Source organism: Pseudomonas sp. ADAK18, assembly GCF_012935695.1.
Lineage (GTDB): Bacteria > Pseudomonadota > Gammaproteobacteria > Pseudomonadales > Pseudomonadaceae > Aquipseudomonas.
In genome coordinates this window covers 3,632,671-3,646,395 of the sequence record NZ_CP052859.1, presented here as the reverse complement: position 1 = coordinate 3,646,395, position 13,725 = coordinate 3,632,671, and the positions used below count along the sequence as shown (strand labels likewise).

The window sequence follows — 13,725 nt, the reverse complement described above, 5'->3', positions numbered from 1 at the left end:
TGAGGTGATTCCCATGATGAAAGGTGGCATGGCCGGCCTGATGAAGCAGGCGCAGCAGATGCAGGAAAAAATGGCCAAGATGCAGGAAGAACTGGCCAACGCCGAAGTCACCGGTAAAGCCGGTGGCGATATGGTCAGCGTGGTGATGACAGGTCGTCACGACATCAAACGCGTGAGCATCGACCCAACTGTGTTGCCGGGCGCGAGCGAAGACGACCTGGAAATGCTCGAAGCCCTGTTCGCCGCGGCCGTCAACGACGCCGTGCGCAAGATCGAAGCCAACAGCCAGGACAAAATGTCCGGTGTGACCGCGGGCATGCAACTGCCACCGGGCATGAAGCTGCCGTTCTGATTCAAGAGCGGGATCACAAAAATGCCAGGCCTCGTGCCTAATGCCAGTCAGTTAAGAAGTAGAAGGGGGTAAAAAGTAACCTGTGGCGAGGGAGCTTGCTCCCGTTGGACTGCGCAGCAGTCCCATTTTTGGGGCCGCTTCGCGACCCAACGGGAGCAAGCTCCCTCGCCACAGGTACAGTGTTCGCCCTTAACTGACTGGCATTAGGCCTCGTGCCTGGCATTTTTTTTGAAGCAAATTCCCGCGTAGCAGCTGTCGAGCTTAAGCGAGGCTGCGTATGGGGCGACTCGGTATTGATGCCTGATTCGATTGCGGTGGTGCTGCCGATGCAGCCTCGCTTAAGCTCAACAGCTGATACGGGACGATAACTTTGTCGAACCTCAACGTCCCGGCAAGTGTCTGCACCCTATACCGCTGAATTCACTCATCGATAAAGGAGCCTCGCTGATGACTCAAGAACCGACTCTCAACCAGCGCATCGTGCTGGTCTCAAGGCCTCAAGGCGCGCCGGTGCCGGAAAATTTCCGCCTCGAACGCGTCACTCTGCCGGACCTGGCCGACGGTCAGGTCTTGTTGAAGACGCTGTTCCTTTCCCTGGATCCTTATATGCGTGGCCGCATGAGCGACGCGCCGTCCTACGCAGCTCCAGTGGAAATCGGTGAAGTCATGACCGGTGGCGCTGTCAGCCGTATCGAACAGTCGCGCAACCCGAAATTCTCGGTCGGTGACGTGGTTGTCGGCTCCACCGGCTGGCAAAGCCACAGTATTTCCGACGGTCGCAACCTGATACCGGTACCCAAGGGGCTGGCCAGTCCGTCCATGGCCCTGGGTGTACTGGGTATGCCAGGCATGACCGCCTACATGGGCCTGACGGATATCGGTCAGCCCAAGGCCGGGGAAACCCTGGTGGTGGCGGCAGCGTCCGGTGCGGTGGGTGCGGTGGTCGGCCAAGTGGCCAAGCTCAAGGGCCTGCGAGTGGTGGGCGTGGCGGGCGGGGCGGACAAGTGCCGCTATGTGGTCGACGAGTTGGGCTTTGATGCCTGTATCGACCACAAGAGCGAGAACTTTGCCAATGAGCTGGCCCTGGCCTGCTTCAAGGGCGTGGATATCTATTTTGAAAATGTCGGTGGCAAGGTATTCGACGCGGTCGCGCCGCTGCTCAATCCCAAGGCGCGGATTCCGCTGTGCGGCCTGATCGCCGGTTACAACGCCCATGAAGCACCCAGCGGGCCCGATCGGTTGCCGGCGTTGCAGCGCACCTTGCTGACCAAGCGTGTGCGGATCCAGGGTTTTATTGTGTTTGACGACTATGGCGATCGTCAGCCTGAGTTCCTCAGTGCCATGGTGCCCTGGGTGCGGGATGGCAAAATCAAGTTCCGCGAGGATGTGGTCGATGGCCTGGAACAGGCGCCTGAAGCCTTTATCGGTTTGCTGGAAGGGCGTAATTTCGGCAAGTTGGTAGTGCGTGTCGCACAAGATTGAGCATTTGACGCTAATCCGGGGCGCGGGTATAAACCGCGTCTCGTTGTTTTTGTCGGACCTTTCCCCATGAGCTTCAGCCCCCTGATTCGTCAACTGATCGACTCCCTGCGCACCTTGCCAGGCGTGGGTCAGAAAACCGCCCAGCGTATGGCGCTGCAACTGCTGGAGCGTGATCGTAGCGGCGGTTCCCGGTTGGCCCAGGCGTTGAGCCAGGCCATGGAGGGAGTGGGCCATTGTCGTTTGTGTCGCACCCTCACCGAGGAAGAGCTTTGCCCGCAATGCGCCGACCCGCGTCGTGACGACACGCTGTTGTGCGTGGTTGAAGGGCCGATGGATGTGTATGCGGTGGAACAGACCGGTTATCGCGGCCGCTACTTTGTGCTCAAGGGCCATCTGTCGCCGCTGGACGGTCTGGGCCCAGAGGCCATCGGCATTCCGCAACTGGTGGCGCGGATCGAAGAACAGGGTACGTTTACTGAAGTGATCCTGGCCACCAACCCGACGGTGGAAGGTGAAGCCACGGCGCATTACATCGCGCAGTTGTTGAGCAACAAAGGCTTGATCACCTCGCGTATCGCCCATGGCGTACCGCTGGGCGGTGAGTTGGAGTTGGTGGACGGCGGCACCTTGGCTCATTCATTTGCCGGGCGTAAACCAATCGCGCTCTAAGCAGCACTGCAGCACAAAATGTGGGAGCGGGCTTGCTCGCGAAGGCGGTGTACCAGTTGATGCATATGCTAACTGGCATACCGCCTTCGCGAGCAAGCCCGCTCCCACATTCGTTTTGTGGTGTTCACGAGTTTTTCTTCTGGCTTGATAACCAAGCAAGCGCTTGGTAAGTTCGCTCCACCGTCCCGTGGAGCTTGCCGATGTCTGCCTATCAGGAATACTTCGACCCCAGCCACCAATTGGTCCGCGACAGCGTGCGTCGCTTTGTCGAACGCGAGATTCTGCCGGACATCGAGCAATGGGAAGAGGCTGAAAGCTTCCCTCGCGAGCTCTACCTCAAAGCCGGTGCGGCTGGGATCCTCGGTATCGGTTACCCCGAAGCCCTCGGTGGCAGCCACGAAGGGGATCTGTTCGCCAAAGTTGCCGCCAGCGAGGAGCTGATGCGTTGTGGCTCAGGTGGTGTGGTGGCGGGGTTGGGCTCGCTGGATATCGGCCTGCCGCCCATCGTCAAATGGGCCCGGCCTGAAGTACGTGACCGGGTCGCGCCGCAGGTCTTGTCTGGCGAGAAGATCATGGCATTGGCGGTTACGGAGCCGGGTGGCGGTTCCGATGTCGCCAGCCTGCAAACCCGTGCGGTGCGTGACGGTGATCATTACCGTGTCAGCGGCAGCAAAACCTTTATCACCAGTGGCATACGCGCCGACTTCTACACCGTGGCTGTGCGCACCGGTGGGCCGGGGTTTGGCGGTATCAGCCTGCTATTGGTGGAGAAGGGCACGCCGGGCTTCACCACCGGCCAACCGCTAAAGAAAATGGGCTGGTGGGCGTCAGACACCGCTGAACTGTTCTTCGACGATTGCCGGGTTCCGGTGGGCAACCTGATCGGTGTCGAGAACATGGGGTTTGCCTGCATCATGGGCAACTTCCAGAGTGAACGCCTGGCCCTGGCGTTGATGGCCAACATGACCGCACAGCTTGCCCTGGAGGAGAGCCTGAAATGGGCTGCCCAGCGCGAAGCTTTCGGTAAACCCATCGGCAAGTTCCAAGTGCTCAAGCATCGCCTGGCAGAAATGGCCACTGCCGTGGAAGTCTCCCGGGAATTCACCTACCGCCAAGCCGCAAAGATGGCCGCAGGGCAGAGCGTGATCAAGGAGATTTCCATGGCCAAGAACGTTGCCACCGATACTGCCGACCGCGTGACCTACGATGCTGTGCAGATCCTCGGCGGCCTGGGTTACATGCGTGGCAGCCTGGTAGAGCGGCTGTGTCGTGACAACCGGATCCTCTCCATCGGCGGCGGGACCCGGGAAGTGATGAATGAAATCATCAGTAAGCAGATGGGACTGTGAGCGGTGTTGCTTTCTTGGGCGTCATCGCGGGCAAGCCCGGCTCCCACAGATGATCGCACTTCATTGTGGGAGCCGGGCTTGCCCGCGATGGCGTCGGTCCAATCAACCTAAGGCCTGGACCGAACGACTATTGTTCGGTCAGCGCAAACTGGGTCAGGCAAAACGTCGGGATCCCCATGTCTTCCAGGCGCTGGGAGCCTCCCAGTTCTGGCAGGTCGATAATCGCCGCCGCTTCGAAAATCCGTGCGCCCATGCGTCGCGCCAGGTTGGCCGCCGCAATCAGGGTGCCGCCGGTGGCGATCAGGTCATCGAACATCAGCACTGAGTCGCCTTCACACAGGCTGTCGGCGTGCACTTCCAGGAACGCTTCGCCGTATTCGGTCTGGTAACCCTCGCTCAACACATCCGCCGGTAATTTGCCCTGCTTACGGAACAGAATCAGCGGTTTGTTCAGTTGATAGGCAATGATCGAGCCGATCAGGAAACCCCGGGCATCCATCGCGCCGATGTGGGTGAAATCGGCTTCGACGTAGCGATGGGCAAAGCTGTCTGCGACCAGGCGTAACGCCCGTGGGGATTGAAACAACGGCGTGATATCGCGAAAAATCACCCCAGGCTTGGGGAAGTCGATGACTGGGCGAATCAGAGATTTGATGTCGAATGAATCGAAGACCATCGTCGGGTGTCCTGGGAAGAAGGGCGGCTAGGCAGTATAACCCGCGACCGAACCTCGGTCGCGGGCGTCTGGATCAGCCTTCCAGGGAGCCGCCGGCCAGGGCGCAGAGTTGGATCGGGTCGAGAATGTGTACTTCCTTGCCCTCGGCGGCAATCAACTCGTTCTGCTGGAAGCGGGTGAACACCCGGGATACGGTTTCCACCGCCAGCCCAAGGTAGTTGCCGATTTCGTTGCGCGACATGCTCAGGCGGAACTGATTGGCCGAGAAGCCTCGGGCGCGGAATCGTGCGGAGAGGTTGACCAGGAAGGTGGCGATACGCTCGTCGGCGGTTTTCTTCGACAACAACAGCATCATTTGCTGGTCGTCGCGAATTTCCCGGCTCATGACCCGCATCAATTGCCGACGCAATTGCGGCAATTGCAGCGCCAGTTCGTCCAGGCGCTCAAAGGGGATTTCACACACCGAGGTGGTCTCCAGCGCCTGGGCCGACACCGGGTGAGTTTCAGTGTCCATGCCCGACAGGCCGACCAGTTCGCTGGGCAGATGGAAGCCGGTGATCTGCTCTTCGCCGCCATCACTCAAACTGAAGGTCTTCAACGCACCCGAGCGCACTGCGTAGACGGAATCGAACTTGTCACCCTGGCGAAACAGAAACTCACCTTTTTTCAGCGGGCGACCACGTTTAACGATTTCGTCCAGCGCGTCCATGTCTTCCAAATTCAGCGAAAGTGGCAGGCAGAGAGGGGCCAGGCTGCAATCCTTGCAGTGGGCCTGGTTATGAGCGCGCAGTTTGACTGGCTCGGACATTTCTTAAATCCTTGTGGGAAATCACACATAAGACGTAAGGGTACCGCACTGGGGGATGTTGAGGCCAGCGTGTGCAAAAAGCCGGCAGGGGTATAAAGGTTGTTGTATCAGAGCCGATACAGAGTAGTGATCCCTAGAGCTTGGAGGCTCAAATCATGCTTTCTATCGCTGGAAATACGGTTGCCAAGCCGGGTGTACAGACTCTGCTTGAAGCCAAAAAAGACGATGCCACAGCGGATCAACCCGCTACTGCAACGCCTGCTACTGAGACTAAAGTCGCAGAAGGTGTTGTGGTGAAGATCTCGCAGGCGGGCATGCAGGCCGCTGACGAGTCGAAGGGCGCCAACAGCGATATCGAAGAAAGCGGCCTACCGGACAATATTCAACAGTTGCTGAAAATGATCCGCGAAATCAAAAAGCAAATCGCGGACCAATTGGCTCAGATGGCGGCGATCATGGCAGATAAGAGCCTGACACCCGAACAAGTTCTGGAGAAGACCGGGAATGCACAAACCGCATTGGGTACTCTGCAAGCGGGCCTCATCACCGCTGAGACCGCCTTGGGCAAGTCCATGAAGGATTTGTCTCCTGACTTGGCGCTCAAAGCCGCTTCGTTGGCGATGAAATAAGCGGTCCTCAGATCACCCGTGAAAATCGCTGCCTATTCTGTTGTTCCAGGTAGGCATCGAACACCATGCACACCGAACGCACCAGCAGGCGTCCCGCCGGCAAGACGCGGATGCCCTGGGCGTCGAGTTCGATCAGACCGTCCTTGGCCATGGCTTCCAGTTGAGGCCAGAGCGTTGCGAAATACCCGCGAAAATCAATATTGAAGGCCTGTTCGATCCCCTCGAATGTCAGGTTGAAGTTGCAGATCAACTGTTGAATCACTTCCCGTCGCAAACGGTCGTCCGGGTTGCACACCAGGCCGCGGCTGGTGGCCAGTTGCGCGCCGGCCAGGGCGTTCTGGTAGTGATTCAGGTCGCTGCTGTTCTGGCAGTACAGGTCGCCAATCTGGCTGATGGCCGACACCCCGAGCCCGATCAAATCGCAATGCCCATGGGTGGTGTAGCCCTGGAAGTTGCGTTGCAGCGTTGATTCTTCCTGGGCGATGGCCAGTTCGTCATCCGGCAGGGCAAAGTGGTCCATGCCGATGTAGCGGTAACCGGCGTTGGTCAGTTGCTCGATGGTGGTTTGCAGCATCAACAGCTTTTCGGCCGGGGTTGGCAAGTCAGCGGTATTGATCCGCCGCTGGGGCATGAAACGCTCCGGCAAGTGGGCATAGTTGAACACCGAGAGGCGGTCGGGTTGCAGGCTGATCACTTCCTCTACCGTACGGGCGAAATTCAACGGCGTCTGCTTGGGCAAACCGTAGATCAGGTCGATGTTGATAGAGCGAAATTGCAGGGTGCGTGCCGCGTCGATTACCGCCCGGGTTTCTTCCAGGCTTTGCAGGCGATTGACCGCCCGTTGCACGTCGGGATCCAGGTCTTGCAGGCCGATGCTCACGCGGTTGAAGCCCAGTTCACGAAGCAGGCCCATGGTGGACCAATCGGCTTCCCGTGGGTCGATCTCGATGCCGTAGTCGCCGGAGTCGTCATCCAGCAGGTTGAAGTGCCTACGCAGTTGGGCCATCACTTGGCGCAGTTCGTCATGGCTGAGAAAGGTCGGGGTGCCACCGCCAAAGTGCAGTTGCTCAACCTTCTGGCCGGGGTCCAGGTGGCAGGCCATCAACTGGATTTCCTGCTCCAGCCGCTGCAGATACGCCTGAGCGCGGCCGCGGTCTTTGGTGATGACTTTGTTGCAGGCGCAGTAGTAGCAAATATTGGCGCAGAACGGCACGTGCACGTACAGCGACAGAGGCCGTACGGCCTTGCGGCTTTCGCGCAGGGCGTGGAGCAGATCGAAGGTGCCGACCTGGCTGTTGAATTGCACGGCAGTGGGGTACGAGGTGTAGCGTGGCCCCGCCAAGTCGTAGCGGTGAATCAGATCGGTATCCCAACGAATGGCGTCGAGCATGCGGGCGCTCCCCCGGATAGGCTAGTGGGCCGAGTCTAGGGGGAGTGCCGGCGGGCCATCTTGATTTGCATCAACGGGGAGCGGCGCTATGCCACAGGGCGACTCAGTGGCCCATTAGCCAATGCTGGTGGGGCCCGGGCAAGGTCCAGACACCGAACAAGATCACCAGCAAGCCACCGGCCATTCGTACGCTGCGTTTGCGCAACAGCGCGGTGACACGCTCGGCCGCCAGCCCGGTGGCGAGCAACACCGGCCAGGTGCCGAGGCCGAACGCGAGCATCAACAAAGCACTGTCCAACGCATTACCCTGGCTGGCTGCCCACAGCAGAGTGCTGTAGACCAACCCGCACGGCAACCAGCCCCAGAGCGCGCCCAACAATAACGCCCGCGGCAGGCTGGACACCGGCAGCAAACGGTTGGCAACGGGCTGGATATGGCGCCACAGGCCGCGACCGAGGCTTTCGATCCGTGTCAGGCCGCTCCACCAGCCGGCCAGGTACAGGCCCATGGCAATCAATAACAGTCCGGCAAGGACGCGCATGAACATCGCGGCCGGGCTGTTGGCCATCGCCCAGCCCGCCAGGCCGATCAGCAGGCCAGCGATGGTATAGCTGAGGATTCGTCCCAGGTTGTAGGCCAGCAACAGACGAAAGCGCCGGCTGCGCTGTTCCTTGGGAATCGCCAGAGTCAGCGCGCCCATCAGCCCGCCACACATACCCAGGCAGTGACCGCCGCCCAACAAGCCGAGGATGACTGCCGAGACCAGCAATGGCGCCAGTTCAAGCATGGGGAAGATCTTTGGGTTTGGACGGTTGCTCAGGGCCGTTGGCTTCGTCGACCGCCGCCAGGTGGTTCGGGTCCTGATCGTCGAACAGCACGCTGTGGGCCGGGCCGTCGAGATCATCGTACTGCCCGCTGTCCACCGCCCAGAAGAAGATATAAATGGCGATGGCCACGATCAGCAGTGCTGCCGGAATCATCACGTAAAGAGCTGGCATCTGCACTCCATGTCCGCGCGGCTCAGGCCGGCAGCGGACGGGTTACGAGGGTGGGGCTGGCCGTGTGCGTACTCGGCAGGCGAGTCAGGCGCAGGGCGTTGAGCACCACGGTCAACGAACTGAGGGACATACCGATCGCGGCCCAGATGGGGGTGATCCAGCCAAGGGCGGCGAACGGCAACATGAGGCCATTGTACAGCCCGGCCCACAGCAGGTTCTCAATGATTACCCGGCGGGTACGTCGCGCCAGGGTGAAGGCTTGCACCAGAGCGTCCAGGCGGTTGGACAGCAGCACCGCGTCGGCGCTGGTTTTCGCCAGGTCAGTGGCCGAGCCCATGGCCACGCTGATATCGGCGGCAGCCAGTACCGGCACATCGTTGACGCCGTCGCCGAGCATCAGCACCTTGCGGCCTTCCTGATGCAGGCGTTGCAGCACTTGCAGCTTGTCATCGGGCCGCAGGCCGCCCTGGGCTTCGTCGATCCCCAGTTCCTTAGCCACGCTGGCGACCATGGGTGAGCTGTCCCCGGACAGCAGCAAGGTGCGCCAACCTCGTGCCTTGCAGGCTGCCAGCAACGCTGGGGCATCGCTACGCAGACGGTCATCCAGGACAAACCAGGCGAGTGCGCCGTGGCTGTCGCCCAGCAGCAGCCATTGGCCTGCTTCGTCAGGCGAGGTCGGGATCGGGCAGCCACTCAGTTCACAGACAAACCCCGGCTGACCAATGCGCAAACGTTGTTCGCCCACCCGTCCTTCCAGCCCCAGGCCAGGGGTGCTGAGTACTTCGTCTGCTGCCTGCGGTGCGCGGCCAAAGGCGCGGGCTATCGGATGTTCCGAGCGGTTTTCCAGGGCTGCGGCCAGGCCCAGGCATTGATCGCTGTCCAGCGCGCCCAGTGGACGAATCGCGCGCAGGGCCAGGCGTCCTTCGGTAAGGGTGCCGGTTTTGTCAAAAATCACCGTGTCGATCTGGTTCAGGCCTTCCAGCACATGCCCGCGGGTCAACAGCAAGCCGAGCTTGTGCAGAGTGCCGGTGGCGGCGGTCAGGGCGGTCGGCGTGGCCAGGGACAGGGCACAAGGGCAAGTGGCGACCAGCATCGCCAGCACAATCCAGAACGCTCGCGACGCATCCAGCTCCCACCACACCAGGCCAATCACGGCGGCGGCAATCAGTGAACACAGCAGAAACCACTGGGCGGCGCGGTCGGCGATTTGTGCCAGGCGCGGTTTTTCTGCCTGGGCCCGTTCCAGCAGGCGCACGATGGCGGACAGGCGAGTGTCGTGCCCCAAGGCCCGGACTTCCACGGTCAGCGCGCCTTCGACATTGAGGGTGCCGGCAGTGACGGCATCCCCGACGTGTCGTGGCTGCGGCAGGTATTCGCCGGTCAGCAGCGATTCGTCGATGCTCGATTGACCGTCAAGGATCACGCCGTCAGCCGGCAGAATGGCGCCTGGGTGCACCAACACGCGGTCGCCCAGTGCCAGCTCGGTCAGCAGGATCCGCTCGCTCTGGCCGTCGGCGTGCAGGCGCAAACACGAGGCGGGCAATAGGTTGACCAACTGTGCGGTGGCGGCGGCGGTACGTTCCCGGGCGCGACGTTCCAGATAGCGCCCGGCCAGCAGGAACAGGGCAAACATGCCCACCGCGTCGAAATACAGCTCGCCCACACCAGTGATAGCGGTCCAGATACCTGCCAGATAGGCGCCGCCGATGGCCAGGGACACCGAGACATCCATGGTCAGGTGGCGGGTGCGCAGGTCGCGCATGGCGCCCTTGAAAAACGGTGCGCAGCTGTAGAACACAATAGGTGTGGTCAGAAACAGCGCGACCCAGCGCAGGATCGTGTGCAACTCCGGGCTCAGGTCGATATTGAATTCTGGCCAGGTGGCCATGGTTGCCATCATTGCCTGGAACCACAACAACCCGGCGACGCCCAGTTGACGCAGAGCCAGGCGGTTTTCGCTGGCCAATTGCTCGGCGGCACGGTCGGCCTGATACGGGTGAGCGGCGTAACCGATATGGCGCAACTCGCTGAGGACTTGGCTCAAGGGTAATTGCGCGTCGGCCCAGCGTACTTGCAGGCGGTGGTTGGACAGGTTCAGTCGGGCTTCGGCCACGGCGGGCAGGCTGCGCAGGTGTTTTTCGATCAGCCATCCGCATGCAGCACAACTGATGCCTTCCATCAGCAGGGTGGCTTCGGCCAGTTCACCTTCGTGGCGTACGAAGGGTTTTTGCACGTCGGCGCGGTCGTACAGCGCCAGTTCGTCCACCAGTTGCACCGGTAATGCCTCGGGGTTGGCCGAGGCTTCGCTGCGGTGCTGGTAATAGCTTTCCAGTCCGCCGGCGACAATCGCCTCGGCCACCGCCTGGCAGCCCGGGCAGCAGAGCTCGCGAGGCTCGCCGAGGATCATGGCGATGAACCGGCTGCCGGGCGGGACGGGGAGGGCGCAGTGGTAGCAGGGCGTTGGGGTGCTCATGGTCGAGGCTAGTTTTTCAGGTCTTCAGCGCCCTGCAGCGGCTCATCACCCAGCAGCAAGTCCTTGTCGTGGCTGACCTGTTCTTCTTCAAACATGCGCCAAGTCTGGTTGTCTTGTACGCCCAGCAGTTCCACGAAACGACGGCCTTCGACCTTGTCGGACAGTTGGCCGATATAACGACCTTGTTCGCTTTCGCTACGGGCCAGGACAATCTTGCGGTCTTTCTCTGGCTGGGTCGGTGAAATCAGGTTCAGTTCCAGGGAGGCAGGCTGGCTGTTGCCGGTCAGGCGTAGATCGACCTCGCCGGTCAGCTCATCCAAGTGCACGGTGGCGCGCAGTTGCAGGGTCTGGGCCAGCAACTCGCGGTCAAGGGAGCGGTTGATGCCTTTGCCGGCTTCGTAGTAGTTGTCGTTGACCAGGTTGTCCGGGTTCTTTACCGCGATGGTCACCATGGTCAAGGTCAAGGTCACCGAGCAGGCCAGGATACCAATGATGATCCAGGGCCAGAGATGCTTGTACCAAGGGCTTGCGGCAGTTGCTGCGGGCATTGTTCTGCTCTCTTGTTAACGGATTTGTGGGCCGATGAATCGGCTCTTGGATTCAATATGGACGCTGTCGTCATCGGCATCCTTGAGGGTGAATTTCACCTCGTTGGTGCTGGACGGCAGTTGCTCCGGCGCGCTCGACAGCTCCACCGGCATGCTGAAGATTTCTCCGGCGGCGACCTTGATCTCGCGCTTGCCTTGCAGCTTGAGATCCGGCAGGCCCGAGGCTTCCAGCACGTAGGTGTGGTCGCGCTGGTCCTTGTTCATGATCTTCAGGCTGTAGACGTTTTCGATCCGTCCTTCGGCGTTCTCGCGGTACAGCACCCGGTCTTTGCTGACATCAAAACCCACCAGTGAGCGCATGAAAAACGCCGTCACCAACAGGCTGATCATCGCCAATAGCACCAGCGCGTAACCGATCAGGCGTGGGCGCAGCTTATGGGTTTTCTGTCCTGAAAGGTTGTGCTCTGTGGTGTAACTGATCAGCCCGCGGGGGTATTCCATCTTGTCCATGATGTTGTCGCAGGCGTCGATACAGGCGGCGCAGCCGATGCACTCGATCTGCAAACCATCACGGATGTCGATGCCGGTCGGGCAGACCTGCACGCACATGGTGCAGTCGATGCAATCTCCCAGGCCCTCGGCCTTGTAGTCGATACCTTTCTTGCGTGGGCCACGGGATTCTCCACGGCGTGGGTCGTAGGACACGATCAGGGTGTCCTTGTCGAACATCACGCTTTGGAAGCGCGCGTACGGGCACATGTAGATACACACTTGCTCGCGTAGCCAGCCGGCGTTGCCGTAGGTGGCGAGGGTGAAGAAGCCGACCCAGAAATACGACCAGCCATCGGCTTGCCCGGTGAAGAAGTCGAATACCAATTCGCGAATCGGCGAGAAGTAGCCGACAAAGGTCATGCCGGTGACAAAACCGATGATCAGCCACAGGCTGTGCTTGCTGAGTTTGCGCAGGAACTTGTTGGCGCTCATCGGCGCCTTGTCCAGCTTGATGCGCTGGTTGCGGTCGCCTTCGGTGACCTTTTCGCACCACATGAAGATCCAGGTCCACACGCTTTGCGGGCAGGTATAGCCGCACCAGATCCGCCCGGCGTACACGGTGATGAAGAACAGGCCAAATGCGGAAACAATCAGGATGCCTGACAGCAGGATGAAGTCCTGAGGCCAGAAGGTTGCACCAAAAATGAAGAATTTACGCTCTGGCAGGTTCCACCACACAGCCTGGTGACCGCCCCAGTTCAGCCACACCGTGCCGAAGTACAGCAGGAACAACCCGGCGCCGCCGACCATCCGCAGGTTACGGAACAAACCGGTAAACGCCCGGGTGTAGATTTTCTCCCGAGACGCGTAGAGATCGACGGTGTTGCTCGGATTTTTGGCAGGCGGGGTAACGTCATGTACCGGAATCTGGTTGCTCATCATTGCATCCCACGGCAGTGGAGATTGCCTCGGCCAGTACGTGCCAACCGGGGTCAAAATAGAGGTGTTGCAGTGGCGTAATGATACGCCTGTAGTGCCGACGAACGGGTGCGACCTTTGGTCGCGTTGGGGGAAATCAATTGATGGTGTACGTGATCTGGGTCAATTGACTTGTGAAGTATGGACGGTTTTTTCCGCAGGGGAGGTCATTCGTCCCATGGGTTGATCAGTGCAACGCCGCTGGATCGAAAATCGCTGGTGTTGCGGGTGACCACTGTCAGGCCATGAACCAGGGCTGTTGCGGCGATGAGGGCGTCGCTCTCGTTGGCTTGATCTGGAACATGCAAGCTGGCGCAGCGCAGTGCCACAGCGGCATCAACCGGTAAGATTCTGGCATCGAATGCTGGCATTACGTGACGCCTCAGCCAGGTGCGCAGTACCTTCCCTTGCACAGGGTCTCGGCGTTCCATTCGCAGCACCCCTGTCTCCAGTTCCTTCAAGGTAATGGCCGAAATATACAGGCGGGGTGCGATGACGCTCTTGGCCCAGGCCACGACTTTGGCATCTGCCTGGGGTTTGCGCAGTTCGGAAATGACATTGGTGTCGAGTAGGTACATCAGGAGAGGTCCACGGGTCGATGAATGATCACGGCGCGCTCGGTTTCGAATTCGATGTCTGCCGCTTCTGGCATCACCAACAGGTCAACGATGTCAGCATTGAGACCTGTCAGTTTTTGATAGTCCTCAATGCTTAGCAGTACATGGGCTGGCTTGCCTCTATCAGTGATAAAAACCGGCCCTTGGCGAGCGGCTTTTTTGGCACCACTTGTATCTTGATTGAATTCGCGGCTGGAAATAGTGGTGATGGTCACGGGGCACCTCCCCTTTAATTAAAGTGAATGTAGTTACGTTACTACGTCA

General features: G+C 60.1%; 15 protein-coding genes. 5 read left to right on the top strand and 10 right to left on the bottom strand.

What is annotated here, in order from left to right; translation table 11 throughout:
• Positions 1–13: 13 nt before the first annotated feature.
• The 4 genes from HKK55_RS16415 (at position 14) to HKK55_RS16400 (ending at position 3,852) form a co-directional block, all read left to right on the top strand.
• Positions 14–352 carry a YbaB/EbfC family nucleoid-associated protein gene (locus HKK55_RS16415; RefSeq protein ID WP_155583049.1) on the top strand — a complete coding sequence of 113 codons (339 nt, stop codon included), beginning with the start codon at positions 14–16 and terminating at the stop codon, positions 350–352.
• A gap of 447 nt (positions 353–799) precedes the next feature.
• Positions 800–1,834, top strand: a complete 1,035-nt coding sequence (locus HKK55_RS16410; RefSeq protein WP_169355644.1) for an NADP-dependent oxidoreductase — start codon at positions 800–802, stop codon at positions 1,832–1,834.
• A 66-nt stretch (positions 1,835–1,900) separates the two neighbouring features.
• Complete coding sequence (gene recR, locus HKK55_RS16405) at positions 1,901–2,503, top strand: recombination mediator RecR (RefSeq protein WP_169355643.1); 603 nt, start codon at positions 1,901–1,903, stop codon at positions 2,501–2,503.
• A 200-nt stretch (positions 2,504–2,703) separates the two neighbouring features.
• The gene (locus HKK55_RS16400) at positions 2,704–3,852 is read left to right on the top strand and encodes an acyl-CoA dehydrogenase family protein (protein ID WP_169355642.1); all 1,149 of its coding nucleotides are present in this window, start codon (positions 2,704–2,706) and stop codon (positions 3,850–3,852) included.
• 127 nt (positions 3,853–3,979) lie between these two features.
• Here the strand turns inward: HKK55_RS16400 and HKK55_RS16395 are convergent, their stop codons facing one another.
• Together HKK55_RS16395 and fnr are read right to left on the bottom strand one after the other, a co-directional pair.
• Positions 3,980–4,528, bottom strand: coding sequence for an adenine phosphoribosyltransferase (locus HKK55_RS16395; protein ID WP_169355641.1), 549 nt, complete (start codon positions 4,526–4,528; stop codon positions 3,980–3,982).
• 73 nt (positions 4,529–4,601) lie between these two features.
• Positions 4,602–5,336, bottom strand: coding sequence for a fumarate/nitrate reduction transcriptional regulator Fnr (gene fnr, locus HKK55_RS16390; protein WP_169355640.1), 735 nt, complete (start codon positions 5,334–5,336; stop codon positions 4,602–4,604).
• A 155-nt stretch (positions 5,337–5,491) separates the two neighbouring features.
• On the opposite strand from fnr, the gene HKK55_RS16385 reads away from it, so the two are divergent.
• Positions 5,492–5,965 carry a hypothetical protein gene (locus HKK55_RS16385; RefSeq protein ID WP_169355639.1) on the top strand — a complete coding sequence of 158 codons (474 nt, stop codon included), beginning with the start codon at positions 5,492–5,494 and terminating at the stop codon, positions 5,963–5,965.
• A 7-nt stretch (positions 5,966–5,972) separates the two neighbouring features.
• Here HKK55_RS16385 and hemN read toward each other — a convergent pair whose 3' ends face one another.
• The 8 genes from hemN to HKK55_RS16345 all read right to left on the bottom strand — a co-directional run bounded on the left by hemN (position 5,973) and on the right by HKK55_RS16345 (position 13,676).
• Positions 5,973–7,355: an oxygen-independent coproporphyrinogen III oxidase gene (gene hemN, locus HKK55_RS16380; protein WP_169355638.1), complete on the bottom strand. Its 1,383-nt coding sequence runs from the start codon at positions 7,353–7,355 to the stop codon at positions 5,973–5,975.
• Between the two features lie 103 nt (positions 7,356–7,458).
• Positions 7,459–8,142, bottom strand: a complete 684-nt coding sequence (locus HKK55_RS16375; protein ID WP_169355637.1) for a sulfite exporter TauE/SafE family protein — start codon at positions 8,140–8,142, stop codon at positions 7,459–7,461.
• Positions 8,135–8,353: a cbb3-type cytochrome oxidase assembly protein CcoS gene (gene ccoS / locus HKK55_RS16370; RefSeq protein ID WP_169355636.1), complete on the bottom strand. Its 219-nt coding sequence runs from the start codon at positions 8,351–8,353 to the stop codon at positions 8,135–8,137. The genes HKK55_RS16375 and ccoS overlap by 8 nt, the downstream gene beginning before the upstream one ends.
• A 22-nt stretch (positions 8,354–8,375) precedes the next feature.
• Positions 8,376–10,826: a heavy metal translocating P-type ATPase gene (locus HKK55_RS16365; RefSeq protein WP_169355635.1), complete on the bottom strand. Its 2,451-nt coding sequence runs from the start codon at positions 10,824–10,826 to the stop codon at positions 8,376–8,378.
• An 8-nt stretch (positions 10,827–10,834) separates the two neighbouring features.
• Positions 10,835–11,374 (bottom strand): FixH family protein, encoded by a 540-nt coding sequence (locus HKK55_RS16360; protein ID WP_169355634.1) that lies wholly within the window; start codon positions 11,372–11,374, stop codon positions 10,835–10,837.
• A gap of 15 nt (positions 11,375–11,389) precedes the next feature.
• On the bottom strand, positions 11,390–12,805 hold the full coding sequence (gene ccoG / locus HKK55_RS16355; protein WP_169355633.1) for a cytochrome c oxidase accessory protein CcoG: 1,416 nt from the start codon (positions 12,803–12,805) through the stop codon (positions 11,390–11,392).
• 206 nt (positions 12,806–13,011) lie between these two features.
• Complete coding sequence (locus HKK55_RS16350) at positions 13,012–13,422, bottom strand: type II toxin-antitoxin system VapC family toxin (protein WP_169355632.1); 411 nt, start codon at positions 13,420–13,422, stop codon at positions 13,012–13,014.
• Positions 13,422–13,676, bottom strand: coding sequence for a type II toxin-antitoxin system Phd/YefM family antitoxin (locus HKK55_RS16345; RefSeq protein ID WP_155583035.1), 255 nt, complete (start codon positions 13,674–13,676; stop codon positions 13,422–13,424). The genes HKK55_RS16350 and HKK55_RS16345 overlap by 1 nt, the downstream gene beginning before the upstream one ends.
• Between the last annotated feature and the right edge of the window lie 49 nt (positions 13,677–13,725).

Excerpts from the sequence above, each read along its gene's own strand:
- ccoG (WP_169355633.1), bottom strand. The coding sequence starts at position 12,805 with ATGAGCAACCAGATTCCGGTACATGACGTTACCCCGCCTGCCAAAAAT.
- HKK55_RS16350 (WP_169355632.1), bottom strand. The coding sequence starts at position 13,422 with ATGTACCTACTCGACACCAATGTCATTTCCGAACTGCGCAAACCCCAG.
- HKK55_RS16400 (WP_169355642.1), top strand. The coding sequence starts at position 2,704 with ATGTCTGCCTATCAGGAATACTTCGACCCCAGCCACCAATTGGTCCGC.
- HKK55_RS16365 (WP_169355635.1), bottom strand. The coding sequence starts at position 10,826 with ATGAGCACCCCAACGCCCTGCTACCACTGCGCCCTCCCCGTCCCGCCC.
- fnr (WP_169355640.1), bottom strand. The coding sequence starts at position 5,336 with ATGTCCGAGCCAGTCAAACTGCGCGCTCATAACCAGGCCCACTGCAAG.
- HKK55_RS16410 (WP_169355644.1), top strand. The coding sequence starts at position 800 with ATGACTCAAGAACCGACTCTCAACCAGCGCATCGTGCTGGTCTCAAGG.
- HKK55_RS16360 (WP_169355634.1), bottom strand. The coding sequence starts at position 11,374 with ATGCCCGCAGCAACTGCCGCAAGCCCTTGGTACAAGCATCTCTGGCCC.
- HKK55_RS16375 (WP_169355637.1), bottom strand. The coding sequence starts at position 8,142 with ATGCTTGAACTGGCGCCATTGCTGGTCTCGGCAGTCATCCTCGGCTTG.
- recR (WP_169355643.1), top strand. The coding sequence starts at position 1,901 with ATGAGCTTCAGCCCCCTGATTCGTCAACTGATCGACTCCCTGCGCACC.
- ccoS (WP_169355636.1), bottom strand. The coding sequence starts at position 8,353 with ATGCCAGCTCTTTACGTGATGATTCCGGCAGCACTGCTGATCGTGGCC.
- HKK55_RS16385 (WP_169355639.1), top strand. The coding sequence starts at position 5,492 with ATGCTTTCTATCGCTGGAAATACGGTTGCCAAGCCGGGTGTACAGACT.
- HKK55_RS16395 (WP_169355641.1), bottom strand. The coding sequence starts at position 4,528 with ATGGTCTTCGATTCATTCGACATCAAATCTCTGATTCGCCCAGTCATC.
- hemN (WP_169355638.1), bottom strand. The coding sequence starts at position 7,355 with ATGCTCGACGCCATTCGTTGGGATACCGATCTGATTCACCGCTACGAC.
- HKK55_RS16415 (WP_155583049.1), top strand. The coding sequence starts at position 14 with ATGATGAAAGGTGGCATGGCCGGCCTGATGAAGCAGGCGCAGCAGATG.